This is a genomic window from Geobacillus sp. CCR (assembly GCF_052906625.1).
This window is the reverse complement of record NZ_JBREBQ010000010.1, coordinates 22,193-47,429: the sequence shown is the minus strand read 5'-3', so window position 1 is coordinate 47,429 and position 25,237 is coordinate 22,193. Positions and strand designations below refer to the sequence as shown.

Annotated in this window: 26 protein-coding genes and 1 riboswitch; of the genes, 14 read left to right on the top strand and 12 right to left on the bottom strand. The window is 52.7% G+C overall.

The window, feature by feature from the left end; translation table 11 throughout:
- Positions 1-115 precede the first annotated feature (115 nt).
- Positions 116-1,663, bottom strand: a complete 1,548-nt coding sequence (locus ACVBDQ_RS07140) for a fumarate hydratase (RefSeq protein WP_011229930.1) — start codon at positions 1,661-1,663, stop codon at positions 116-118.
- A gap of 229 nt (positions 1,664-1,892) precedes the next feature.
- Here ACVBDQ_RS07140 and yfkAB point away from each other — a divergent pair, with 229 nt between their 5' ends.
- Positions 1,893-3,017, top strand: a complete 1,125-nt coding sequence (yfkAB, locus tag ACVBDQ_RS07135; protein WP_011229929.1) for a radical SAM/CxCxxxxC motif protein YfkAB — start codon at positions 1,893-1,895, stop codon at positions 3,015-3,017.
- Positions 3,018-3,046: 29 nt separating this feature from the next.
- Here the strand turns inward: yfkAB and ACVBDQ_RS07130 are convergent, their stop codons facing one another.
- Together ACVBDQ_RS07130 and cax are read right to left on the bottom strand one after the other, a co-directional pair.
- Entirely contained in the window at positions 3,047-3,835 is a 789-nt protein-coding gene (locus tag ACVBDQ_RS07130; RefSeq protein WP_011229928.1) for a YfkD famly protein, read from the bottom strand.
- Between the two features lie 151 nt (positions 3,836-3,986).
- Complete coding sequence (gene cax, locus ACVBDQ_RS07125) at positions 3,987-5,039, bottom strand: calcium/proton exchanger (RefSeq protein ID WP_011229927.1); 1,053 nt, start codon at positions 5,037-5,039, stop codon at positions 3,987-3,989.
- A gap of 146 nt (positions 5,040-5,185) precedes the next feature.
- Between cax and ACVBDQ_RS07120 the strand changes: the two genes are divergently transcribed.
- Together ACVBDQ_RS07120 and ACVBDQ_RS07115 are read left to right on the top strand one after the other, a co-directional pair.
- Entirely contained in the window at positions 5,186-6,319 is a 1,134-nt protein-coding gene (locus ACVBDQ_RS07120) for an MFS transporter (protein WP_011229926.1), read from the top strand.
- 124 nt (positions 6,320-6,443) lie between these two features.
- A complete protein-coding gene (locus ACVBDQ_RS07115) occupies positions 6,444-6,590 on the top strand; it encodes a BH0509 family protein (RefSeq protein WP_011229925.1) in 147 nt (48 codons plus the stop codon).
- Between the two features lie 345 nt (positions 6,591-6,935).
- Here the strand turns inward: ACVBDQ_RS07115 and ACVBDQ_RS07110 are convergent, their stop codons facing one another.
- The gene (locus ACVBDQ_RS07110) at positions 6,936-7,769 is read right to left on the bottom strand and encodes a YihY/virulence factor BrkB family protein (protein ID WP_011229924.1); all 834 of its coding nucleotides are present in this window, start codon (positions 7,767-7,769) and stop codon (positions 6,936-6,938) included.
- Between the two features lie 51 nt (positions 7,770-7,820).
- The gene (locus ACVBDQ_RS07105; protein ID WP_013146347.1) at positions 7,821-8,309 is read right to left on the bottom strand and encodes a low molecular weight protein-tyrosine-phosphatase; all 489 of its coding nucleotides are present in this window, start codon (positions 8,307-8,309) and stop codon (positions 7,821-7,823) included.
- 349 nt (positions 8,310-8,658) lie between these two features.
- Here ACVBDQ_RS07105 and ACVBDQ_RS07100 point away from each other — a divergent pair, with 349 nt between their 5' ends.
- The 7 genes from ACVBDQ_RS07100 to ACVBDQ_RS07070 all read left to right on the top strand — a co-directional run bounded on the left by ACVBDQ_RS07100 (position 8,659) and on the right by ACVBDQ_RS07070 (position 14,063).
- Positions 8,659-8,883 (top strand): DUF1128 domain-containing protein, encoded by a 225-nt coding sequence (locus tag ACVBDQ_RS07100; protein WP_011229922.1) that lies wholly within the window; start codon positions 8,659-8,661, stop codon positions 8,881-8,883.
- A 129-nt stretch (positions 8,884-9,012) separates the two neighbouring features.
- Positions 9,013-9,117: riboswitch (SAM riboswitch) on the top strand.
- 125 nt (positions 9,118-9,242) lie between these two features.
- Positions 9,243-9,950, top strand: a complete 708-nt coding sequence (locus ACVBDQ_RS07095; RefSeq protein ID WP_011229920.1) for a phosphoadenylyl-sulfate reductase — start codon at positions 9,243-9,245, stop codon at positions 9,948-9,950.
- A 273-nt stretch (positions 9,951-10,223) separates the two neighbouring features.
- Positions 10,224-11,384 carry a sulfate adenylyltransferase gene (sat, locus tag ACVBDQ_RS07090; protein ID WP_011229919.1) on the top strand — a complete coding sequence of 387 codons (1,161 nt, stop codon included), beginning with the start codon at positions 10,224-10,226 and terminating at the stop codon, positions 11,382-11,384.
- A 12-nt stretch (positions 11,385-11,396) separates the two neighbouring features.
- On the top strand, positions 11,397-12,008 hold the full coding sequence (gene cysC, locus ACVBDQ_RS07085; protein ID WP_011229918.1) for an adenylyl-sulfate kinase: 612 nt from the start codon (positions 11,397-11,399) through the stop codon (positions 12,006-12,008).
- A 148-nt stretch (positions 12,009-12,156) separates the two neighbouring features.
- Positions 12,157-12,933: a uroporphyrinogen-III C-methyltransferase gene (gene cobA / locus ACVBDQ_RS07080; RefSeq protein ID WP_011229917.1), complete on the top strand. Its 777-nt coding sequence runs from the start codon at positions 12,157-12,159 to the stop codon at positions 12,931-12,933.
- A gap of 10 nt (positions 12,934-12,943) precedes the next feature.
- Positions 12,944-13,690: a sirohydrochlorin chelatase gene (locus ACVBDQ_RS07075; protein ID WP_013146355.1), complete on the top strand. Its 747-nt coding sequence runs from the start codon at positions 12,944-12,946 to the stop codon at positions 13,688-13,690.
- Positions 13,691-13,778: 88 nt separating this feature from the next.
- Entirely contained in the window at positions 13,779-14,063 is a 285-nt protein-coding gene (locus ACVBDQ_RS07070) for an acylphosphatase (RefSeq protein WP_011229915.1), read from the top strand.
- A gap of 162 nt (positions 14,064-14,225) precedes the next feature.
- Here the strand turns inward: ACVBDQ_RS07070 and ACVBDQ_RS07065 are convergent, their stop codons facing one another.
- On the bottom strand, positions 14,226-14,993 hold the full coding sequence (locus ACVBDQ_RS07065; RefSeq protein WP_011229913.1) for an arginase family protein: 768 nt from the start codon (positions 14,991-14,993) through the stop codon (positions 14,226-14,228).
- A 165-nt stretch (positions 14,994-15,158) separates the two neighbouring features.
- Between ACVBDQ_RS07065 and ACVBDQ_RS07060 the strand changes: the two genes are divergently transcribed.
- Both ACVBDQ_RS07060 and bshB2 read left to right on the top strand, forming a co-directional pair.
- On the top strand, positions 15,159-15,506 hold the full coding sequence (locus tag ACVBDQ_RS07060; RefSeq protein ID WP_011229912.1) for a YojF family protein: 348 nt from the start codon (positions 15,159-15,161) through the stop codon (positions 15,504-15,506).
- A gap of 13 nt (positions 15,507-15,519) precedes the next feature.
- Entirely contained in the window at positions 15,520-16,173 is a 654-nt protein-coding gene (bshB2, locus tag ACVBDQ_RS07055) for a bacillithiol biosynthesis deacetylase BshB2 (protein ID WP_011229911.1), read from the top strand.
- A 182-nt stretch (positions 16,174-16,355) separates the two neighbouring features.
- Here bshB2 and ACVBDQ_RS07050 read toward each other — a convergent pair whose 3' ends face one another.
- The 6 genes from ACVBDQ_RS07050 to ACVBDQ_RS07025 form a co-directional block, all read right to left on the bottom strand.
- A complete protein-coding gene (locus ACVBDQ_RS07050; protein WP_069304004.1) occupies positions 16,356-17,003 on the bottom strand; it encodes a PhzF family phenazine biosynthesis protein in 648 nt (215 codons plus the stop codon).
- Positions 17,004-17,150: 147 nt separating this feature from the next.
- Positions 17,151-18,206 carry an RNA-guided endonuclease TnpB family protein gene (locus tag ACVBDQ_RS07045; RefSeq protein ID WP_011229909.1) on the bottom strand — a complete coding sequence of 352 codons (1,056 nt, stop codon included), beginning with the start codon at positions 18,204-18,206 and terminating at the stop codon, positions 17,151-17,153.
- A gap of 246 nt (positions 18,207-18,452) precedes the next feature.
- Positions 18,453-19,094, bottom strand: a complete 642-nt coding sequence (locus ACVBDQ_RS07040; protein ID WP_446663121.1) for a precorrin-2 dehydrogenase/sirohydrochlorin ferrochelatase family protein — start codon at positions 19,092-19,094, stop codon at positions 18,453-18,455.
- A gap of 228 nt (positions 19,095-19,322) precedes the next feature.
- Positions 19,323-19,892, bottom strand: coding sequence for a hypothetical protein (locus ACVBDQ_RS07035; RefSeq protein WP_025039075.1), 570 nt, complete (start codon positions 19,890-19,892; stop codon positions 19,323-19,325).
- A gap of 176 nt (positions 19,893-20,068) precedes the next feature.
- The gene (locus tag ACVBDQ_RS07030) at positions 20,069-20,440 is read right to left on the bottom strand and encodes a DnaJ family domain-containing protein (RefSeq protein WP_013522951.1); all 372 of its coding nucleotides are present in this window, start codon (positions 20,438-20,440) and stop codon (positions 20,069-20,071) included.
- A 1-nt stretch (position 20,441) separates the two neighbouring features.
- Positions 20,442-22,898, bottom strand: a complete 2,457-nt coding sequence (locus ACVBDQ_RS07025) for a putative bifunctional diguanylate cyclase/phosphodiesterase (RefSeq protein ID WP_110107431.1) — start codon at positions 22,896-22,898, stop codon at positions 20,442-20,444.
- Positions 22,899-23,242: 344 nt separating this feature from the next.
- On the opposite strand from ACVBDQ_RS07025, the gene ACVBDQ_RS07020 reads away from it, so the two are divergent.
- Positions 23,243-23,695 carry a C40 family peptidase gene (locus ACVBDQ_RS07020; protein WP_011229904.1) on the top strand — a complete coding sequence of 151 codons (453 nt, stop codon included), beginning with the start codon at positions 23,243-23,245 and terminating at the stop codon, positions 23,693-23,695.
- A 308-nt stretch (positions 23,696-24,003) separates the two neighbouring features.
- A complete protein-coding gene (gene mreBH, locus ACVBDQ_RS07015; protein WP_011229903.1) occupies positions 24,004-25,011 on the top strand; it encodes a rod-share determining protein MreBH in 1,008 nt (335 codons plus the stop codon).
- Positions 25,012-25,237 lie beyond the last annotated feature (226 nt).

Sequence of the window (25,237 nt, the reverse complement as noted above, 5' to 3'; positions counted from 1 at the left end):
GCGCCATTTTTTGCAAAAAAAGGCCCCAAAAGCAAACGCTTTGGGGACAGAGAAGAAAACGGGATCAGCTTGTTTGAATACCAATAGCCATGTGCTTGAAATTCAGCTCTCCTTCTTACTTGAACACCGGCTCTTTGAACTGAGCCAGCTTTTCAAGCGACGATTTTTCCACATCTTCATGCAAGCTGTTGCCGTGCGAATCCATCGTGACAACAGCAGTGAAGTTTTCGACGCGCAAATGCCACATCGCTTCGGGGATGCCAAACTCCAGCAAATCAACGCCTTCCACGGATTTGATGCAATCGGCGTAATATTGCGCCGCGCCGCCGATCGCGTTCAAATACACGCCGCCGTGTTCTTTTAACGCTTGCAGCGTCTTCGCGCCCATGCCGCCTTTGCCGATGACAGCGCGGACACCGAATTTTTTCATGATGTCGCCTTGGTACGGCTCTTCACGGATGCTTGTCGTCGGGCCGGCAGCTTTGGCGTGCCAGCGGCCTTCTTCATCTTTTAACATGACCGGGCCGCAATGATAAATGATTTGCCCGTTCAAGTCGACCGGCGCGTCATGGTCCATCAAATATTTATGAATGGCATCGCGGCCGGTGTAAATGACGCCGCTGATGCGGACGACGTCGCCGACGCGAAGCTGGCGCACTTGTTCTTCCGACAGCGGCGGAACAAGGTCGATGACGCGTGTGTCGCCTTGTTCAAGCGCCGCGGCTGCTTCCGCTTTTTCCAACTCTTTTGCAAAATCGACGTCTTCGCCGTCTTGGTACAGCCATTCGATGATCTCACCGGTCGCCGGGTCGATTTTCACGCCCATGCGCCGAAACGCCCAGCAGTTGTAGGCGACCGAAACGAAGAAGCTCGCCGGGATGCGGTGCATAACGCCGATTTTACAGCCAAGCAGCGTCGATTCGCCGCCAAAGCCCATCGTGCCGATGCCAAGTTTGTTGGCGTTTTCCATAATGTATTCTTCGAGTTGGCGCAATTCTTCAATCGGATTGACATCATCGACCGGACGGAACAGCTGCTCTTTCGCCAACTCATAGCCCGATGAGCGGTCGCCGCCGATGCCGACGCCGATAAAGCCGGCGCTGCATCCTTGCCCTTGCGCTTGGTACACCGCATGCAAAATGCATTTGCGGATGCCGTCAAGGTCGCGGCCGGCGCGGCCGAGCCCCTCGAGTTCACACGGAAGGCTGTATTGAATGTTTTTGTTTTCACAACCGCCGCCTTTTAAAATAAGGCGAACGTCAATGTAATCGTTTTCCCATTGTTCAAATTTGATGACCGGCACGCCTTCCCCTAAGTTGTCGCCGCTGTTTTTGCCGGTGAGCGAGTCGACCGAGTTCGGACGCAGCTTGCCGTTTTTCGTCGCTTCGACAATGGCGGCGCGGATCGCTTTTTTCATTTCGATTTGATTCACGCCGACCGGCACTTTGATTTTAAACGTCGGCAAGCCGGTGTCCTGACAGATCGGCGACACGTTTTCGTCCGCCATTTGAATGTTCTCGACGATCGTATCGAGCGCCATGGCCGCCCGCGTGCCGGCGTTTTCGCGCACTTTCGCTCGAGCGATCGCTCGGCGAACGTCCTTCGGCAGCTTCGTTGATGTCTCAACGATCAAGTCATACATGCTTTGCTGGAATTTTTCCATGCTGATTCCACGCCCTTTCCTTTTGGATCGCCCTATTGGCAGTTGTCTCATCTTCTTCTATTATACTGCTTTTTCTCGGTTATGGAAAAAATCTTTCTTTTCTGTCTCATCAGTCCCCCGCCCGCCTCATAGGAATGGGATAGAGGATCAGCGGCCAAAACGATTGACAAGCGGAGTGACTGTTGCCGATAATGAACGTTGGGACTTTGAATGGAAAGAGGAGAAGACCATGCGCTCATCCACCATGCCAGCCATTACACCGGCGTATGACCCTTGGGAAGCGTACGTCGATATTGAAGAATATGGAAAACTACAACTGACGAATATTGAGTTTACCACAACGACGCTTTGCAATATGCGCTGTGAGCATTGTGCTGTTGGCTATACGTTGACAATGAAAGATCCCGAGGCGCTGCCGCTTGATATGTTGCTCCGCCGGCTCGAGGAAATTCCGCATTTGCGGTCATTAAGCATCACCGGCGGCGAGCCGATGCTGTCATTAAAATCCGTCGAACAATACGTCGTTCCCCTTCTCCGCTACGCGCACGAGCGCGGGGTGCGGACGCAGCTCAATTCGAACTTGACGTTGGATTTGTCTCGCTATGAACCAGTCATTCCGTATTTGGATGTGCTCCATATCTCGCACAACTGGGGGACGATCGACGACTTTGTCGAAGGTGGTTTTGCCATGATGGAGCGGAAGCCGACGCGCGCCCAACGCGAGAAATACTTCCAGCGCATGCTTGACAATGCAAAAGCGCTGGCAAATGCCGGCGTGATGGTATCGGCGGAAACGATGTTAAACAAACGAACCGTCCGCCACTTGGAAACGATCCACCGCCAAGTTGTCGAGGCAATGGGCTGCCGGCGCCATGAAATCCATCCGATGTATCCGAGCGATTTTGCCAGCGCTTTGGAGACGTTGAGCTTGGACGAATTGCGCGAAGCGATTCACCATTTGCTTGACATTCGCGACGAAAACGTCTGGATGCTGTTTGGCACGCTGCCGTTTTACCCGTGCAGCGACAACGAAGAAGATGTGCGCCTATTGAAGCGGCTGTATGAAAGCAAAAACGTCACCGTGCGCAACGATCCAGACGGACGTTCACGGCTCAATGTCAATATTTTCACCGGCGATGTCATCGTCACCGATTTCGGTGATGAACCGCCGCTTGGCAACATCATTCACGATTCGCTGCCAGACGTGTATGACAAATGGCGGCGCTCAAAGCTTGCTAGGGAGCTTCTTTGCCACTGCCCGTCGGCACGCTGCCTCGGACCGAACGTCCTTGTGAAGCAGACGTATTACCGCGGCGTCGATTTTACGAAGCGGTCCGCGCGCATTGGCCGATAAAAAACGTCAAGGAGCTTTTCCTTGACGTTTTATCTTGGCTGTTCACTCACCACATATGACATGTACAGGCGATCCTGCACCGGAATCCACGCCCCAACCCCTCTTGTCGTCACGTTTTTGACGACAATTTTCTTTTTGTTTCCTTTGAGCACGACGTACACTTCCCCGTATGTTACTTTCCCTTTTTCATTCACCGCCGGAGCGTACGCGTACAAATAACCTATTTTTTTCGCCGGTACGTTGTACGGTTGGTCTTTTTTCGTGCCAAGGCCGACAACCGTGCTGAAAGAGAGCGGCAAGTTCGTCTTTTCCATCGCTTTGTTTAACATCATCCGCTTAACCGCGTCTTCATTCGGCACTTTCACCGTCAACCCGCCGCGGACGTATTTTTGCATTTCTTGTTTATAGTACAACTTTTGCGCCGTATCGCCGCCGCGGTTATCAAGGAAATTCGTGTTGACCTTTTGATATTCCCAGTTCGTCGACGTTTCGATCGACTGGTAATTGAGCGGCCATTGGCCTAAATAAATCGTCGCTCGATAGCCAACGGCCCATGGCGTGTCGGTCGCCGAAGATTCATTAAAGAGATGGATCAATTCGGGATTCTCAATTTTCACATTCGCCGATCTTAACAGCTGTTTTGTAAACGAGCTCGGTTCCAAATGCGGCAAATCTTGCGTCGGGTTCGGATACGTATTTTCTTTCGATATATCAATCACCGCACCGGGCGCCGGTTTGCCGGCAGCCGCCAGCGCCGAAAACGCCGCCGCATAAAGAAGAAGCACGCTCACGAACAGCGAAACAGCCCACTTTTTCATCGTCTTCACTCCTTTCTTCCCACGTTATTCACTGTTAGTTTCTTTCAAAATGCGCCGTTTATCCGCGGCGGCGAAAATTTTCCCCGTTTGGCGCCCCACTTCCCGCACCCGCAAAAAAACACCCGGACGGCGAATACCCGGATGCAGTCACTTACAGCAAGTAAAAACCGATGCCCATGATCGTATAGGCAGCGAGCAATGTTGCTCCTTCAAACCAGTTCGTATCACCATCATTTGACAGCACGATCATCAAAAGGACGGAAGCAGCCATCGCCACCAGCTCAGGAAGTGAAAAGACAAGCGGCATTTTTTCCGGAAACAAAAGCGAAACGAGCACAAGCACCGGCGCAACGAACATGGCGATTTGCAATGTCGAGCCGACGGCAATTTCCACCGCGACATTCATTTTGTTTTTGTACGCCATAATCACCGCGGAAGCGTGCTCCGCCGCATTGCCGACGATGGCCACGATGATGATCCCGATAAACAGCTCGCTCCAGCCGAATGACTCGGCGACCGTTTCAAACGTATGAACGAGCCGTTCCGATAAATAGGCGACCGCAACCGTCGCCAGCGCCAAAATGGCGGTCGCTTTCCCTTTGCCCCATTCGGGCTCTTCATGTTCTTCCACTTCTTCTGATTTATGCTGATATACGCCGCGATGGGTGACAAGCCGGAAATAAAGGGCAGCGGCGTAAAGCAAGATCATGATGATCGAAATGCCAACGCTCAACGCGACTTGTTCGCTGTGATTCATATGCATGGTAAACACTTCCGGAATGACAAAAGCGATGAAGATAGCAAAAGTCAGCAGCCCGGCATTATGACGAGCATCATAAATGTTGAATTCTTGCCGCTTATATTTTAGTCCGCCGACAAAAAACGATAGCCCAGCCACCAAAAGCAAGTTCCCGAGCACCGAACCAGTTAAGGAAGCGAGCACGACGTCAACGAGTCCAGCCTGCAAGGCAAAAATGGAAATGATCAGCTCGACCGCGTTGCCAAACGTCGCGTTCAACAGCCCGCCAATGCGCGGTCCGGCGACGATCGCCAAGCTTTCCGTCGCTCGCCCCATATAGCTGGCGAGCGCAATGATCGTCAAACAGTACAGCACAAACATCAAGACAGTCGGCCAATGAAGAAACCCGCCGATGACCGACACCGGCACGCCGATCCATGTCATCCAAGCAAACACCTTGTTCATTTCTCTTCCACCTTTCCTCTTGATTGTTTTCGTTGCATTGACCGCCGTTTCTATGTACGATGGATAAGGGCATTCATTCGCCCTGGGAAACATCCGGCCTCGCTTGTTTGATCAGCCGGCGATTTCAACTGAAATGGGGATGCACGATGCGTTTTGCCATCTTAACCGGGATTGTCGCCGTCTCCGGTCTGTCGCAAGGGATGTTGCTGCCGCTTTTGGCGATGCTTCTTGATGAAAACGGCGTCTCTTCGTCCGTTAACGGGGCGCACGCCGCCGCCCTGTATATCGGTGTCTTGACCATTTCGCCATTTTTGGAACGGCCGCTGAGACGCTATGGCTATCGGCTCCTCATTCTCCTTGGTGGTTTCATTGTAATATGTTCGCTTATTCTTTTTCCACTTTTTCCTTCTCTTTTCTTTTGGCTTGTTCTTCGCTTTGCCATCGGCATCGGCGATCATATGCTTCATTTTGCGACACAAACGTGGATTACGGACTTTTCGCTGCCGACTGAACGCGGACGGCGATTGTCGCTGTATGGGTGGGCGTTCGGCCTCGGCTTCACCATCGGCCCGCTGTTGGCTTCACTCGCTTCGGTCGAGAAGGCGCTTCCGTTTTATTTAGCTGCTCTCCTTAGTTTCGCCGGTTGGATCGGCGTCTTTTGGCTGCCGAACGAAAAACCAAAGCCGCTTGAACGTTCTTCGTCGGCGGCCGGTCGGTTTATTGGCGCTTGGAAACAGGCATGGCCAGCGCTTTTGTTGCCGTTTGCCTACGGTTTTTTAGAAGCGGCTGTCCATTCCATCTTCCCGCTGTACGCCTTGCGTGAACGGATGAGCGCTGAGCAGATCGCCTTCATCTTGCCATGCTTCTCGCTTGGGGGCATCATCTTTCAGCTTCCGCTCGGAGCGCTCAGCGACCGGTTCGGGCGGCGCGAGATCATCACCGGTGCACTCTTGGCCGGCGCCGGTTGTTTTTTGATTGCCCTCACTGTCGGTGCGTCCACGGTTGGGTTGGCTGCTTGTTTGTTCACCGCTGGCATGTTTACCGGCTCGCTCTTCTCGCTCGGCATCGCCTATATGACCGACCTGTTGCCGAAAGAGCTGCTTCCCGCCGGCAATTTGTTGTGCGGGATGCTATACAGTCTCGGCAGCATGACGGGCCCGCCGCTTGCCGGCAGCGTGGTTGATCTCTCTGCTCGCGCCTTTTTCCTTGCGGTCAGCGCTGTCCTCCTCGTTCCGGCCATTTGCCTCGTCAGCCGCCGGGAACAGGAAACAGCGGCTTGACCGTTTTTTGTTTTTTATTTTTTATTTTTTTCAAAAAAATCGTTGACCATTTTGTTCCCTCTGTTATATAATAAAACCAAGATATCAAGTTTCTGTTTTAAAACAGTATAAAGGAGTGGCGATCATGAGCAGAACGGAACGGAAAAATATGATCGAGTTTATCGAAAAAGTGCGGGGATTGTCGCGCGAGGAACTCGCCTATATGACCGATGCAGAAATTGAATACATTTATGAGCGCTATTACCACCATCACGAAGAAATCGTTGAATAAAGCGGCGGCGGCTCGATGCGCCTGTGTTTGCATGAAAGGAAAGGTGCCCTCCAAAAAGGGAAGGGCACCTTTTTTTGATTTCCATCTATACACATAAAACGACCGCCGGGGCACAATATTACAATATGTTGTGCTATGTTGAACGAAGAACCACCTTTTGAGGCAGCTTCTTTCAATGATAGCCGTTTTGGCCGTTGGCACTGCCACTCGTCTTATGCTTTGGTCTGTTTTTTCCTTTTTGCTTCGTGCCCCCGTCTTTTTTCGTATGTTTCGTCATCTTGATCCCCCCTATGCCAAGATCCCCTGCATTGTTACGATATCCCGCCTCGGCACCGTTTATGCACGCTAACGCTGCCGTCTTTTCCCTTCGCGCTCACAGTCAAACATGGCGTTGAGTTCCCCGCCCAAGACAAGAATCATGCCGGACAAATAAAACCAAACCATCAACACGATCATCCCGCCAAGGCTGCCATACATCGCCGTGTAATCGGCAAAGTTGTTGACATAATACGCGAACGCCAGCGACGCCGCAATCCAGCCGGCGGTGGCAAACAGCGCGCCGCGCACGACGTTGACGCAGCGAAGCTGTTTGTTCGGCGCGAAATAATAAAGGGCAGTAAAGACAGCAAACAATAACAGCGAACTCGTCACCCAACGAAACGCGTTCCAAACCTCCAAAAACTGTTGCGACAACCCGAGAGCAGAGAACAAAAACAGCCCGATTATCCGCCCGAAGACCGGAAGCACGAGGGCAACGATGATGACAACGATCATGCCGAGCGTCAACACAATCGACAGCCCGCGTACGATCCAAAACGGCCGGTCTTCTTGCACATCATAAGCGCGGTTGAATGCCCTCATAATGGCACTCATGCCATTAGACGCTGACCAAATAGCTGCGATGATGCTAAACGACAACAATCCCCCATTTTGCTCATTCATGAGACGATAAACGTTCGTCTCGATGAGGTGAAGCGCCTCTTTCGGGGCGTATTGCCGCACGAGCGCAAGCACATCTTCATGCGGAATCGGCAAATACGCCAACAGCGTCATTAAAAACAACAAAAACGGAAAGAGCGACAGAAGAAAGTAATACGCCAATTCCGCCGACAAACGCGGGATTTCATCTTCCGTAAAACGGCGGGCCAACTCACGGATGAACGCCAAATTTACGACCATCGGCTGCCCTCCTTCCCCGTTTTTCCCTAGACGGGTGCGCCGCCCTCAAAGTCATTTTGTTTCCTCCACACCAAGTCGATGGTCGCGGATGATCCTCTCAAGCAAATGCTCGCACCCTGAGCGGACGAGGCGATACACTTCGGCAAAATTCCCGGTATAATACGGATCAGGCACATCGTCTTTTTCCCGGTCGGGAACAAAGTCAAGCAACCGGGCGAGCACCGCTTTCGAACGGGAGCCAGCCAATCGGCGCAAATCGTTCAAGTTGGCTGCGTCCATGGCGATGATGTAATCAAATTCTTCCAAGTCACGATGATTCACTTGCCGGGCGCGGATGCCGGAGTAGTCGATCTTATTTTCAGTCAAAACCCTTCTTGTCCCCACATGCGGCGGCTCACCGACATGCCAGCTGCCTGTTCCCGCCGAATCAACGGCAATCAGACCGTCAAGCCCCCGCTCTTTCACCAAATGACGGAAGACCGCTTCCGCCATCGGCGAGCGACAAATGTTTCCAAGACAAACAAACAGCACTTTAATCATCCAAACAGCCACCCCTCTCTCTATGTCCACGGTGCTTTCCACCGTTAGTTTTCCTTCATTTCTTTTCATCTAGCCCTTTTTGTCCCTAGAAGGACGGGGATGTAACGAAAAAACAACTCCAGCGGGGGAGCGTGTGCGAATGGGCCAACAACTTTTGTGCGCGTTCACGACAACCATTTTGAAGAAAACGAGGTGTTTCACCAACCTTTTAGACTGGCACTATGCATGTGCACCTACATTTTACCACATCATCCGTTTTTCATCAGAAAAGCAAGCCAGGCAATCTCTCCCCATTCTTCCTGCACCTATGGTACAATACATAGTAACTTGCCATGAAAGGAGTAAACGAATGGATTTATCAAAACGGTCGGCGGAAAACGTCGCCTACATGATCGAACAGTTGAAGCAAAAGTTGAAAGTGCTGAACTTGGATGCCATCAAGCCGTCCCATTTTTCCGAGGAATGGTACGATGAGTTGAGAGACATTTACGAGATGGTGATGAAACGCGAGACGTTCAGCCCAAGCGAAATGCAGGCGATTGTCGAAGAGCTCGGAAGCCTGCGCAAAAAATAACGCTCCCATCTGCTGCTAGGCAGGCAATGCAGCTGTTTCGTATAAAAACAATTCCTATCGAAAAACTATGATTGACATTATCGTCAATTGTGCTAAAATTTTAATCAATTAAATGACATGCGTTGCATACGTTGCTCGGGAGTGAGGGAGGAATTGGCTCAATGAACTCCGTCAACCTGCCGCCTATAGCAAAGTGCCAATTCCAGCTAAAGAAGATCTTTAGTAAAATAAGGGGCACCCTTTCTCCCGCTCTTTCTGATTCATGCAAGGAAGGATTTTCGCCGCCGAATTGCCGTTTGGCCGCTATATATCCGACTAATTACGTGGATTTTCTTTGATTTTGTGAGGAGGAGAAACCGATGCTCACGTATGATCAGTGGGAAAAGGCGGAAAAACCGTCTTTTCCGTCCGATAATGAAACAAAAGGGGCGCTTGACGTCCTTGCTTGGGCGTATCGCGAATACGGCGATGAGATCGTATACGCGTGCAGCTTCGGCATCGAGGGGATTGTGCTGATTGATCTCATCTCCCAAGTCAAACCGGACGCCGAAATCGTCTTTTTGGATACCGGCCTGCATTTTCCAGAGACGTACGATACGATCGCGAAAGTGAAAGAAAAATATCCGTCGCTTCGCATCGTGATGAAGCAGCCGCGCTTGACGTTGGAAGAACAGAAGGCGCAGTTTGGCGACGAGTTATGGAAACGCGACCCGAACAAATGCTGTGAGCTGCGCAAAGTCATTCCGCTGCGCGAGGTGCTGACCGGGGTGACGGCGTGGATTTCCGGCTTGCGCCGCGAGCAATCGCCGACGCGGCGGCATGTCGAGTACATTAACAAAGACGACAAGTTCCGTTCTATTAAAGTCTGTCCGCTCATTCACTGGACGTGGAAAGACGTATGGAATTACGTGTACAAACGCCATCTCCCGTACAATGTGCTCCACGACCGCGGCTACCCGAGCATCGGTTGCGCCCCGTGCACCGCTCCGGCTACAGATCCGAACGACTTGCGCTCCGGGCGCTGGGCCGGCCAAGGAAAGACGGAATGCGGTCTCCATCTCGCTTAAGGAGAGAAAAACGATATGCTCCTTGCCATTGCTTTGATCGCATCCTTTTTCTTCGCCATGAACATCGAGGCGAGCGGCGCGGCGGCCTCGATAGGCGTCGCTGATGAATCGGACGCCATTCCGAATCGTCAAGCTGCTGTTTGACAGCGACGTCTATACGGTCATCGCCATCTTGAGCGTCTGCTTGGCGTCATTAGCCTGAAAAAAGAACGCTTGCCTCATGAACATGGCAGCGGCATTTCACAACATCTATCAATCTAGGAGGTTATGAACATGAGCGTAAGCATCCCGCATGGCGGCACATTGATCAATCGTTGGAATCCGGACTATCCGCTTGATGAGGCGACCAAAACGATCGAGCTCTCCAAAGCCGAACTGAGCGACTTGGAGCTGATCGGAACGGGCGCCTACAGCCCTCTCACTGGTTTTTTAACGAAAACGGATTACGACGCGGTTGTTGAAACAATGCGTCTGTCTGACGGCACCGTCTGGAGCATTCCGATCACGCTCGCGGTAACAGAAGAAAAAGCGAAAGAGCTCGCCGTCGGCGATAAGGCGAAACTCGTTTATCGTGGCGACGTCTACGGCGTCATTGAGATCGCTGACATTTACCGCCCAGACAAAACGAAAGAAGCGAAGCTCGTTTATAAAACGGATGAACTTGCTCACCCAGGCGTGCGCAAACTGTTTGAAAAACCGGATGTGTATGTCGGCGGGGAGATTACGCTTGTCAAACGGACCGACAAAGGCCAATTCGCCTCGTTTTATTTTGATCCAGCAGAAACGCGGAAAAAGTTTGCTGAGTTTGGCTGGAACACCGTTGTCGGCTTCCAAACGCGCAATCCGGTTCACCGCGCCCATGAATACATTCAAAAATGCGCGCTCGAGATCGTTGATGGCTTGTTTTTAAACCCACTCGTCGGCGAAACGAAAGCGGACGATATTCCGGCTGACATCCGGATGGAAAGCTATCAAGTGCTGCTGGAAAACTATTACCCGAAAGACCGCGTTTTCCTCGGCGTCTTCCAAGCTGCGATGCGCTATGCCGGTCCGCGTGAAGCCATTTTCCACGCGATGGTGCGCAAAAATTTCGGCTGCACGCACTTCATCGTCGGCCGCGACCACGCTGGTGTCGGCAATTATTACGGTACGTATGATGCGCAAAAAATCTTCTTGAACTTTACGGCTGAAGAGCTTGGCATTACGCCGCTCTTTTTCGAACATAGCTTTTACTGCACGAAATGCGAAGGGATGGCATCGACAAAAACGTGTCCGCATGACGCGAAATACCATGTCGTCCTTTCCGGCACGAAAGTTCGTGAAATGCTGCGCAACGGCCAAGTGCCGCCGAGCACGTTCAGCCGCCCGGAAGTGGCAGCCGTCTTGATCAAAGGGCTGCAAGAACGCGAAACGGTCGCCCCGTCAGCGCGCTAAAGGAGGATCGCGATGAGCACGAACATCGTTTGGCATCACACATCGGTCACAAAAGAAGATCGTCGCAAGCGCAACGGCCATCATAGCGCCATCCTTTGGTTCACCGGGCTGTCCGGCTCCGGCAAATCGACGGTGGCCAACGCTGTCTCCAGACGACTGTTTGAGCTCGGCATTCAGAATTATGTCTTAGACGGCGACAACATCCGGCACGGGCTCAATAAAGATCTCGGCTTTTCCGCCGCCGACCGGACGGAAAACATCCGCCGCATCGGCGAAGTGGCAAAGCTGTTTGTCGACAGCGGCCAGTTTGTGCTGACGGCGTTCATCTCGCCGTTTGCCGAAGACCGGGCGCTCGTCCGCCGCTTAGTCGAAGAAGACGAGTTTATCGAAATTTACGTCAACTGCCCGCTTGAAGAATGCGAAAAGCGCGATCCGAAAGGGCTGTATCAAAAAGCTCGCCGCGGGGAAATCCGTGAATTTACGGGCATCGACTCGCCGTACGAAGCGCCGGAAGCACCGGAGCTGACGATCGAAACACACCGTTATTCGGTTGACGAATGTGCCGAGCAAGTGCTCGCCTACCTGCGCGAGCGAGGAATGATCCCGGCCGCGAAAACAGACTGATTCCCCCGTCCTCTGCCAAAAAAGAACGGGAGGTCATTTGACAAGGTCGTTTTCATCCCAAGGCAGACCATTTACAATAAAAGCAGCCGAGCATCCATGCCGCTTTCCAGCGGCTGGCTGAATCATGCACGAAGGGGCTGAAACAACGATGGGCAAAGTATATCTTGTCGGCGCCGGCCCCGGCGACCCGGAACTCATTACCGTCAAAGGATTAAAATGCATCCAGCAAGCGGATGTCATTTTGTACGACCGTCTCATCAATGAAGAGTTGCTTTCATATGCCAAGCCGGACGCCGAACTCATCTTTTGCGGCAAGCTGCCCGGCTTTCATGCCATGCAGCAGGAAACGATCAACCATGCGCTCGTCTGGCATGCCAAAAAAGGAAAAACGGTCGTCCGCTTAAAGGGCGGCGATCCGTTCGTGTTCGGGCGCGGCGGCGAAGAGGCCGAGGCGCTGGCCAAACATGGGATCGAATTTGAGATCGTTCCCGGCATCACCTCCGCCATCGCGGCGGCGGCTTATGCCGGCATCCCTGTCACCCATCGCGCGTTCAGCTCAAGCGTCGCCTTTGTCACCGGGCATCGGCGCGACGGAAGTCGTGACGAGATCAAATGGGAAAGCCTCGCCAAAGGCATCGATACGATCGCCATTTACATGGGGGTTCATCACTTGCCATACATTTGCGGCCAGCTGATGAAATACGGCAAAGCGCCGGAGACGCCGGCGGCGGTCATCGAATGGGGAACGACAACTGCTCAACGCACCGTCACCGGCACGCTCGCGACGATCGCCGGAATCGCCGCCAAGGAAAACATCCAAAATCCGAGCATGATCATGATCGGAGACGTCGTCCGGCTGCGCGCCAACATTCAATGGTTTGAGCCGTTGCTTGCGTCATCCGCAGCCGCTGGCGCAACATCGTGAGGCGATGGCGATGGAAGCTGTTTTATATGTCAGCCACGGCAGCCGCATTGCCGCCGCGCGCCATGAAGCGGCGCGTTTCGTCGAACAGTGCCGGAGGGCCATCGATATTCCGATTCAAGAGCTATGCTTTGTCGAGCTCGCGGAACCGGACATTGTCACCGGCGTTGACCGTTGTGTCGCCCAAGGGGCGACACGCGTCATCGTCGTTCCGCTTCTCCTTCTTTCTGCAGGGCATGCCAAACACGATATTCCAGCAGCATTGGACATCGCGAGACGGCGCCATCCGTCCGTTGATATCCTCTGTGGCGCTCCGTTCGGCGTCCATGAAGCAATGATCGACATCATGATCGACCGCATCAGCGAACAGTCCGCACCGCTTGACGGTGAATCGATGATCCTTCTTGTCGGCCGCGGCAGCAGTGATCCAGACACGAAGCGCGACATGTCCGCCATCGCTGCGCTTTTAAAAGAAAAAACGAACGTGCCGCACGTGGACGTTTGTTTTCTCGCTGCCATCCGCCCGACGCTTGATGAAGGGCTCGAACGGGCCCACGCATCGGCGTATCGGCGTGTGTTTGTCGTCCCGTACTTATTGTTTACCGGCGTCTTAATGAAAACGATCGAACGGAAGTTGCAGGGGTTCTCTGTTTCCGACAAGCAGTGGCATTTATGCTCTTACCTAGGCGATCACCCGCGGCTTGTGCTGCTCATTCAACAACAAGTATTATCGCTATCATCCGTAAAAAAAGGAGCTTGAACCATCAAGCTCCTTTTTTCATGTATTTTCCGCCTCATCTATTATATGATGGAAGCAGAACAACCGTGATGAAGGAGGACTCATCGGCGTGAAAAGAGTTCATGTCATCGTGGAAGGGCGCGTGCAAGGCGTCGGGTTTCGATACTTCGTCCAACACGAAGCGCTAAAACGGCAGCTGACCGGTTGGGTGAAAAACAATGATGACGGAACAGTGGAAATGGAAGTTCAGGGGAATGAAAGCGCCCTTCAACTCTTTTTGGACACCATTGAAGCCGGAACGATGTTTGCCAAAGTCGCCCGCATGCACATCGAGCCGCGCGATGTCCGCTCCGATGAAAAACAATTTCGCATTATGTACGGGAGCGGCTTTTGACAACTAGGCTCATCCCCTCAAGCAGCGGCCTTCCCGGCTTTTTCGGCCATCGGGCCGGCGCTTCTGCCGGCCCGATGGCCAAAATCCGAAGGGACAGCGTCTTCCTTGCTTTTCTGATCGCCAAACCAAAAGCGGTTCTGCCTTTCCCGCGCTTCTCGCCGCTCACGCCGGCCGCAAATGCGGCGCCGCATAGTGGAAATATGTCTCCAAGATGGCCATGTTCGCCTGCTCATTTTTTCCCCGCGCTTCGCGACAAAGCGGGTCGAACATGTCGACAGCGGAGGGCGGGTATTCGCCGCATATGTCCACGCCGAGCACTTTTTTATGGAATAAAAGCAACCGCAGGCAGGCGAGCAGCTGGGATAGCGGAATCACTCCTTGATCCCAGTTCGTGACCGCGTCTTCGCGGCGAAGAGCGTCTTTATCGATGCTGATATAGATGCTTCCGGTCGGGATGGCCTCGATGAGCGCTTTTGGCCATTCATCATGATCATCAAATGGAAGAACAGTCATGTTCGGAGATAAACGGAGTTGATGCGAAGAAGCAGTTGGGCCAACGATAACGACTTTTTGCAACCGCGGATGCTTAAGTGCATAGGAGACCCATGAGCCGCACGAAATGACATCATCCCCTCCTTCAGCATCCGTATGGCGGTCAAAAAGCACAAGCGTAAACGGTTCGTTGATTTCTTTAAGCAATAAATACGTGACATAATGATAGTTGCCGCTGCCGATCAGCACCGCCCCGCGCTTCCGCCGCCGCTCAAGCCGCCGCTCAATTTCAGCAAGCGCCGCTTCGCTGCAATACAAATTCGTCTCCGGCACGTCGGCAAGATCGACCCATTCGTGCGGAAACTGAAACAGCCGCTTTTGCGGTCGGTACACGCCGTCAAAATTCAGTATCGTGACACCATTGCCTTGAACCCCCATCGATCATCACCCTTCTTTCGTTGAATCAGCATTCAACGCTTTGTAGGTGCGGATGAGTCCAAGATGTGTCTCTTTTTTTATTATACAATAGGAGTCGAAATATTTCCGCTCACACGCCTCGGTCATGTACAATAATAGAAAAACAAACAGCAAGGAGGGAGCCGCTTGCAACCGATCGACACGGCAGCTGTACAAGAGGCGCTGAATCGTTTTGCCAATCGCGACGTATATATTCATTTGGAAACGACGAACGGAGCATACGCCTCCCATCATAACGAAGGTTTTTATTCCGTCGGCGCCTACATCCGCAATGCCTGCATCCGCTTCACCCGCGGCAAGATCACCGGCCCCGGGCCATATCGCGTCGGACTGAAGCTTGATCTTGGCTGGGTGTACGCCGAAGGGCTGACCCATTGGGAATGGACAGAAAAAGGACAGTTGCTGCTAGCAGGCCATGATGATCAAGGGAAATTGGCCGTGGCTCTCGAACTGAGCAACGAACCGTTTGTGTAAGGAGGGAGTTCCGTTGAACGAACGACATGTGCTCGTTGTTTTTCCCCACCCGGACGATGAAGCGTTCGGTGTGTCGGGAACGATTGCCGAGCATGCGCAAAACGGCACGCCGGTGACGTACGCTTGCTTGACGCTCGGAGAAATGGGGCGCAATATGGGCGTGCCTCCGTTTGCCAACCGCGAAACGCTTCCACACATCCGCAAGCAAGAACTGGAGGAAGCATGCCGCATTCTTGGCATTCATGATTTGCGCCTGCTCGGCTATCGCGACAAGACGGTCGAGTTTGAGGATGAAGAAGAGCTGGCTGACCAGATCGCCGCCATCGTGGCAGAAACGAATCCATCGCTTGTCATTACGTTTTACCCCGGCTACAGCGTCCACCCCGACCATGATGCGTGTGGAGCCGCTGTCATCCGCGCCTTAAAGCGCTGGCCGAAAGAAGAACGGCCAACCGTCCATTGCGTTGCGTTTGCGAAAAACTGCGAACAAGACCTTGGCCAGCCGGATGTCGTGCGCGATGTCAGCTCGGTGATCGATACGAAGCTGGCCGCCATTCGCGCCCACCGTTCGCAAACCGAAGGACTGATGCAAGCGGCATCCAAACGCGGCGATGCACTTGCTTGGCTCAAAACAGAACGGTTTTGGACGTATCGGTGGGATGACTAAACGTATACAGGCGCCGGCCGCACCTCCAAGCTGGCTGAACCGGCACGGCCGGCCCGCCGCCGAAAAAAGGAAGCCCGCCTTTCACGTGAGGCTTGGGCGCCTTTTTCGTTGGCATAGGCAGTGAAGAAAACACCAGCCCGCCCAACCGGATCCGGAACAGGCATTGTTTCCGCTGGAATGTTTCAGATGGGTTGCAATCCGAAAGCGGCCTCGGCGGCCAGATCCCCTTTCAGCACGGTGACGGCTTTTCCTTCGAGCTGAACCCTCTCGCCTGCCACCATCACCCGCACAATGCCGCCGCGGGCTGAAGCTTGGTAGCCGACTAACGTCGTTTTCCCAAGCTTGTCCGCCCAATACGGCCCGAGGCAACAGTGGGCGGAGCCGGTAACCGGGTCTTCCGGCACACCGAGAGCTGGAAAAAAGGACCGCGATACAAAATCCACTTCTTCTGCCGCTGAACGGCTTGTCACAATGATGCCGCGCGCATCTACTTCTTGAAGCAGGCGGAAATCCGGGGTCAGTCTGCGCACCTCCTGTTCTGAGCCGATTTCCACCAAATAATCGAACCGGTTGCGCCCGATAAACAGCGGTTCAGCTGGCAAGGCACCAACAAGCGCAGCAGGAGGCGACTCAACCCGCACTGGCGTTTCGTTCGGAAAATCGAGCCGAATCCAACCATCGTTGTTTATAGCCGTCAATACTCCGCTGTTCGTGAAAAAGGCAATCGCTTCATCTCGGCGGTGTTCCCCTCGCTCCCACAGCACATGGGCACTCGCCAAAGTTGCATGGCCGCACAAATCAACCTCTGCTTTAGGGTTGACACTCCACACGGCTAAAGCCGTGGGATTCTTGGGTCGTTTGCGTCCTCATCCATTTCTGGTTCGGACAACGCCCAAGTTTAGGGGTGTGTCATCACCCCGTCCCATCGGGTTAGAGTGTACCCCGATGGGCGGCGCACCTGTGACCAGTGCGCTAGGTTAGGAGGCGAAGCCCGAAATCGCTTTGGCGATGTTGATGGCGCCATTCAAGTCGGCGTGGAGAGTGTATCCACACCTTTGGCATCGGAAGCGGATGCCGTTTCGGTTCGCTTTCTCTCGATGACCACATTTACACGTTTGGCTCGTGTAGGTTGGATTCACCCACTCAACGCGAATGCCCGCCATTTCCGCCTTATAGGCGATCATCGTTTGCAGTTGGTGGAACGCCCAAGCATGAAGGCTTCGCCCCGCTTCTTTGGCCGATGTTGCCCGCTTGCGAATCCCCGTCAACGCTTCCATCCGAATCACGCCAACACCGTTGGCGACGGCAAAACGGACGATTTGACGGCTGATTTTGTGATTTTGATCCTTCATCCAGCGGGACTCTTTGCGGCCGATTTTGCGAATCATCTGAAGCTTCTTGGCTTGACCCAGCCTTCGCCGCAAAGCCGCATATCGTCGACGTACAAAGGCGCATTGGTTCCCTTTGAAAAACCACGATTTCGTTCCCACGCTGGCCACGGCGATATAGCGAAGCCCAAGGTCAACCCCCATCACCTTTGTTTCGTGCTGCGGCTTCACGTCAAAGGTGATCGCGATCGCCAAGTACCATTTCTTTCTCTTTTTGTAGAGCTTGGCAGCCCCTTGTTTGACGGTTCCATTGAGCAGCCGATTCAGCCACGCTTCTTGATAGGAGCGCGTAACCACTGGCACGCCAATTCGCTTCTCCAGCGTGGGGAAGGAAACCGTGTAGAACACTCCTTTCTTTTCCACCTTTACGTTTTGATTGTTAAAGCAGCACCAGAATGTTCGGAACTTCTTTGCCTTTTGTTTTTTCTTTTGGGCCTTCACTTCTCGAATCGTCTGATTCACGACGGCGGAAGGAAACCGCTGCGACGAAAACTCCTTAAAAATTTTGCTCGTCGCTTGATTCAGCTCGGGATGATTCAACAGCCAATTGGCAAACGCGGTATTCACTTCTGTCATCCGTTCATACATGCCCTGTTTCACTTTCGTTGGGTTGTGCAGCTCCAGTCTTAGCGTAATCGTAGGCATGGATTCACCCCCTTTTCTTTTGAGAGTCCACATGCGTTCAGTTGTTTTCGTTCTTCGATCTTCTTGTTCCATATGATAGATTGTATCCGTTTAATGATTATACTGCCACAATAAAACAGAAAAATGGTGGCTCTAAGCGATCCTCTTAAAGGATTACCGAGTCATGCCGTCTTTCATCCCACGATTGAAACCGTGGCTTTCAGACGGCTTTTTCTGTAAACGCATCAACAATGTATATCGGGATGCTCATCGCCCTCTTTCTCCTTCCTTGTTTCGCTCTTTTTCTTTCGCCAACAAACGGGTAAACTCCTTCTCCCAGCGCCCACTTTGCCGGAACGAGTCGGCAGCGAGCGCCTGAAACAGCCGCTTCCGTCCCTCAGCGTCCTCCACTTCGCGCAATACGATGCCGCGGGCCCGCTGCAAAAACTCAAGATACGGCCTGTACTCTTCGCCATACTTCTCCTCAAGCTCGCGGCGAATGCGGCGGGCAACCGCCGGACTTGCCCCCCCGGTCGACACGGCAATTGTGAGCGGACCGCGGCGGATGACAGCGGGAACGTGAAAATCACACCGCTCCGGATCATCCACGACATTTACGAGTTGGCCGGATGATGCTGCTTGCGTCACCGCTTCATTCACCTTGCGATCATTCGTCGCGGCAATCACCAAAAAGGCCTCCGCCAAATCGTCTGGGTCAAACCGCTTTTTCTTCCAAACGATCATCCCCCCCGCGGCCAACGCTTGAAGCTCCGGCTCCGCTTCAGGCGCAATCATCACGATTTCCGCCCCTGCCTCTAACAATCCATGAATTTTCCTTGCCGCCACCTTCCCGCCGCCGACAACGACCGCCCGACGGCCGCGCAAATGAAGAATGACCGGGTATCCCATTGCCTCTTCCTCCCCGCCACGAAATCACTTTATGCTAAAATGCACGAATTCCCTCCGTCAACTTTTGGCGATGGGAACATTTGAACACCGCCGTCCCTTTCCTGTTCGTCCAAGCGGTGAAGGAATCGTGGATCAAACACCTGGCCATCCGCTCGGCGCGACGGAGGCGATGTTGAGATAAAAAAGAAGCCGTGCGTCACACGGCCTTTTTTTCATTATATCATCATATCATCCTTCTTTGACTTCCTGAAGCCATTTTGCCAACCGCTCGTTCTCCTTTTTCATATGATCGAGCCATTGCGGCAACAGTTTGGCCATCGCTTCCTTGTCGTTATTCTCCATCGCCTGTCTTGTTTGTTCATGAAGCATATGGAGCCGCTGTTTTTCTTCTTTCGTCATCCAGCGTTTCTTTTTATGTAACTGTTTCAGCTCTTGCTTGAACTGTTCTTTCGTGATTTTTTTGTCAGCAAGCTGGTCGATGAGTCGATCAAGCGCCGCTTCTCGTTCTTTTTTCATTTGCTTGCAATGTGCCTTGATCACTCGTTTCACCTTTTCGTCATCCAACTGCTGGCGCAGCGTTTTCCGTTCCTCCAGCACTTTTTTCCATTCACCGATCTGCTCTGGCGTGTACGTTTGCACCATTTCCATCCACTTTTGCTCATCAAGCGCCCTGTGCTTCCACATATGGCCGGCCGGCATATGGACATCAACGGCTTCGCCGCTCTGGCCAGCAGCAGCCACCGTCGACGGCATCGTCAGCACAAGGGCGGTGAAAAAAGCTAACCATACGTTTTTCACGATTTCATCACTCCTTTTTTGTCTAGAGATGTTCTTGCTATTTCTTCCATCAAGAGAATGCCCCCGTTCCCTCCTTTCTTTCATTCATCGTCCTCCCTTATTTTCCCCATTTTTTGGCCATTTTTGCATAAAAAATGGGAAGATTGGCTTTTCAGCGAATCTCCCCTTCTTGGCATTCAGCGAAATTTTTCCTCAATGCGCCGCCCGTAGTCGCGCAGCGCCTTCGAATTCGTCTGCCCCCGCTTTTTCATCAATTCGGCCAAACGAAGCTGTTTTTCCGTCCTCTTTTTCTCCAGCTCCCGTTTTTCCTCATCATCCTCGCAGCAACGAAGCAAGTCCTCGAGCGTCAAAAGCTCTTTGCGCAGCTCCGCTTCTTCCCTCACATAGCCGGCGTTTTTCAGCAACAAATACCCGAGCCGCAGCTCCTCTGGAATGCGGGAAAGGTCTTCAATCTCAAGCGGTTTGCCGAAGCCGGGCAAGTTGTCGAACTCGCCGTTTTTCATCGCTTCGCGAATTTTCTCCTCGGCGATGCGCCAAAATCCGTCCATGTTACGTCAGCTCCTGCGCCTGCCGCCTCACGCGCTGCCCGTTTAAGAACCGGACGAGCTCGTCATACGGAAGCGGCGGGGAAAAATAATAGCCTTGCGCCTCGTCGCACCGTTTTCCTTGCAAATAAGCCGCTTCGGTCTCCGTTTCGACCCCTTCAGCCAGCACCTTTACACCTATATTATGCCCGAGTCGGATGATCGCCGGCAAGATGACATCTTTTTTTCCTTGAATATGCTGAACGAACGAACGGTCGATCTTCAGCCGATCGATCGGCAAATCCGTCAAGTAGCTGAGCGAACTGTAACCAGTGCCGAAATCATCCATGCTGATCGTCACACCAAGCCCCTTCAGTTTCGAGAGAATATCAAGCGCACGTTCTGTATCCATGGTCATCCGCTCCGTAATTTCCAGATCTAAATGGTGCGGCGGCAGCCCGGCGTCGGCGAGCAGGCGGGCGAGTTTATCCACAAATCGGCGGCTTTCAAATTCATATGGCGATAAGTTGATGGAAACAGACAAGTCAGGAAAACGATCAAGCAGTTGCTTCGTCTGCTCACAAGCCGTGCGGATGACCCATTCATTGATCGGGATGATCATGCCGGTCTGTTCGGCAACCGGGATAAACAATGACGGCGAAACCATCCCTTTTTCCGGATGGCGCCAGCGAATCAACGCCTCCATGCCGATCACTTGCCGGTCGTGAAGCCGAATTTGCGGCTGATAGTACAATTCAAATTCCTCATTTTCAAGCGCACGCCGCAAGTCGCGTTCCATCGCCATCTTTTCATTGAGACGAATCGCCATCGGCTCCGTGAAAAAGAGAAAATCGCTCGCCGCTTTTTTTCGCGCCTCGTAGCGGGCAATATCCGCCTTGCGAATCAACGTTTTTGCATCCTCCCCATCTTTTGGGTAGACGCTGATGCCGATGTTCACGGTCACATACAATTCCATCCCATTGACGACAATCGGTTCGTCCGCCGCCTCAATGAGCTGTTTCGCCATTTCTTCAGCCTTTTGATGTGTGCTGTTTGGCACCAATGCGATGAACTCATTCCCGCTCCAGCGCCCGACGATCATTCCTTGCTTTTCTTTCCATTCTTGCGCCAAATGGAGGAGCACTTCGTCCCCGACTGCGTAGCCATAAAAATCGTTGATCGTTTTCATCCCACTCACTTCTAAGAATATGACTGCCGCTTCATGGCGATGCTGTTTCGCCTCAACAAGGCAGCGCTCCACCGCTTTATACATCGCCTCCTTGTTCGGCAGCCCAGTCAGTTCATCATGATTGGCGATATAACGCATCCGCTCTTCGTTTTGTTTTTGTTCCGTCAAATCGCGGACGGCGGCCACCGTCACTTTTTCCCCCTCATAATCGTAGCGGCGCCGGACGATTTCCGCTGGAAATGCGGTGCCGTCTTTTCGGCGCAGCTCGATTTCAAAGCGCTCCGGTTCCTCATGCGGACGATTCAGTTTCATGGATCCATCAACGACTAACTCCCCGATCGGCAAATGAATCAGCTCGCTTTCTGAATAGCCAAGCAAACGGCACGCCGCTTCATTGACCTCAACGACTTTCCCATGCGCATAGACGATCAGCCCTTCCATCGTCATTTCCGCCAGCCGCCGCAGCCGATGCTCGTTGGATGCAAGCGTTTTTTGATAGACAGCCAACGCCTTCCGTTCCATTTGTTGATGCAAAGCGAGCAAATAGGCAACCGCCGTCGCCAAAAACATGGCCATCATCGTCCACATCGCCTGTTTCCGCCCTTGCTGCAAATGTTTCTCATACGTTTTGGCATCAAAATCGATGCCAACAACCGCATCCACTGTCCCGTCCGGTTGACGAATCGGCATAAACGCGCTGATGCTTCTTCCCCATTCATCTGTTGTCGGATGCTGTTCCATCGCAAACCGGCCGTGGAACGCCTCTTCGATCTCTGGAAAATGGCGGCGGTAAACCGCCCCAGGTGGAACAGCTTGTTCCTTTTCACCGTCAATGCGGCCGTTCCAATTGTAGTCCGTCGCTGGCGCTGCAACGAAATATAGCTCACCGCGTTCATTCTTTTTTAACGTATACACACTCAACACGCGGCCATAATGTTGCCAACGCTCCAGCACCGCCATCACCATGTGATACGCAGGCAAATGTTCCGCCCTTTCATCGAGCCGTTCGTGCCCCATGGCGGCCAAATCGCCGGCAATCATGCCGGCGATTTGCTTTGCGGCTTCCTCATATTCACGATGTTCTTGTTTTTCAGCATAATGGATATAGATCATTCCTGCCCCTAAAAAAAGCAGGGAAACGGTGGCAAACACAGCAGTCAGTCTCGGCGCCGCCAGCCATGGCGCATCCCCCCAATGCCGTTTTGCCATCCAATGGCCGTATACATAGACACCGCCGACCGTCAAAAAAAGGCCAAAGATATACAAGATATATTCAAGTTGGTTCGACATCATCCATCACCGTCATCGATTCTTCGACGCTTTGCTTTCATTATAAGACGGCCATTCTTCGCACTGCCTCCCTCCACCGTTCCTATTTGTTCGACAGCTTACGACATTCATCTGTCGGCCATAGGACTCGGGTATGAAACACCATTTCCACGCTTACGGCCATAAAGCCAGGTCGGCCGAAACGAAAATATCTATCTATTGGTATAAGCCTTTAGGACGAGGTGCTATATTTGTAACGGCGCTGTAACATTATTTAATCCAACTGTAAAAAACAAGTCTAGTTTCCTCTGCTATACTCTAGTTGAGATACGTCGAATCGGAAAAGATTTTGTCGGGGGTTAGGGGAAATGAAAAAATGGTATTCTCTCCTGTTCGTATCCATGATCGTTCTATTTTCCTCCTTCTTTGTAAGCACTTCCAATTCAGATGCAGCCGCCAACAAAGCACGGCTCATCATCGAAGCGAAAAAGCTGATCGGCACTCCTTACCGATATGGCGGGACGACGCCAAAAGGATTTGACTGCTCAGGATTTGTCTACTATACCCATAAAAAAGTTGGCGTCACCTTGCCTCGCACCTCTCGAGAAATGTACAAAAAAGGTACATACGTACATAAGTCCCAATTACAGCCAGGGGATTTAGTGTTTTTCGACACTTCCAAACAGACGAAAGGCGTCTCCCACGTGGCTATTTACATCGGCAACAATCAAGTCATCCATGCCGTTTCCCGTGGCGTGAAAATCGACAGTTTAAACAGCAGCTACTGGAAAACGAAGTATATCGGAGCCAAACGGCTGTAACAGCTCCGTCGGAAAAGCTCTCTGTCATATTAAGTCCGCTTAATAGACAGGGGGTTTTTATTATGCAAAAAAAAGCGGCCCTCCAAAACCGGAGAGCCCAATGCTATATTTCATAGGGGATCGGGGGAATACTTGGAAAACGTTACGCTATTATTCATTTCCTCCCTTTTCGTTTTTTATACATGAGATCAAAAAATTTTTATGCACGGCGAATGATCCTAGCAGACATAAATGACCGATCTCTGCCGAATAGTATAGATGGCGATTGGTTGTTCGTTCCTTCGCTTCGGCCAAAGGAGGTGTTTCCGTTGTTCGCTTCTTCAGAGCTAGGCATCGATTTAGGCACAATGAACGTTCGGCTGTTCAGCCAAACAAAAGGGATTGTGTTTGACGAACCGGCTGCGGTCGCCTACAACCGCCATACAGGCAAGCTGATGGCGATCGGCCAACAAGCAAAGCAGATGATCGGCAAAGCCCCAGCCCACATCGAAGTCACCTACCCGCTGCAAAACGGCGTTATTGCCGATTTTGAGCGCGCCAAAATGCTGTTGCAGCAAGTATTCAAGCAAGTCGGTAACCCGCTCGGCCTCGCCTTCAAAAAGCCGAGCGTCGTGATGAGCGTTCCGTTTCACGCCACCTCGGTCGAACGCCGCTCGTTTTATGAAATCGCCCAACATTGCGGGGCGAAGCACATCCATTTTATTGAAGAGCCGGTCGCTGCCGCCATCGGCGCAGACTTGCCGGTCAGCGAGCCGGTCGCCAACGTCGTCGTTCATCTTGGAGCCGGCAAAACGGAAGCGGCGATCATCTCGTTGGGCGGCGTCGTCGCCTGCCGCTCGCTCCGCATCGGCGGCAATCGGCTCGATGAAGATATCATTCAATATGTTCGCCAGCGCTACAATTTGCTAATCGGCGAACAAACCGCTGAACAAGTGAAAATCGAAATCGGCAGCACTCCCGGGACGTCTTTGACACAAGGAATGACGATTCATGGCCGCGATGTGGTCACCGGATTTCTTAAAGCCATTTCTCTTGATCCCGCCGAAGTGCAGCATGCCCTGAAAGAATCGCTTCTGCAAATTGCCGAAGCCATTCGCGCCGTTCTTGAAGAATGCCCGGCGGAATTGAGCGGGGACATCATTGACCACGGCGTGGTGCTCACCGGTGGAGGCGCCTTGCTTCACGGCATTGAGCAATGGCTTGGCGCCGAGCTGCACGTACCGGTGCATGTCGCTCCCAATCCGTCTGAAGCCGTTGCGATCGGAACTGGGAAAGCGCTGCGGGCAATGCCGAAACAGCTCAGCGCAGCACTTTAGCCTCTGCTGGGCGCCCGCTGGACATTTGGCACGCCTCGAATCGGCATCGCCGCGCCACCTTAAAAGACTAATGCAACATCCAAACAGTCGTTTTCCCCAAACAAGTCATAATGGAAAAGGTGTCCCGCTGCTTTCGGGACACCTTCTTTTTTGCTTCAAACAACCGACATTCGGCAAAAACGCCAGACTGCCGCGTTATGACGTTTTCCGAATTCGCTCTTCCTCC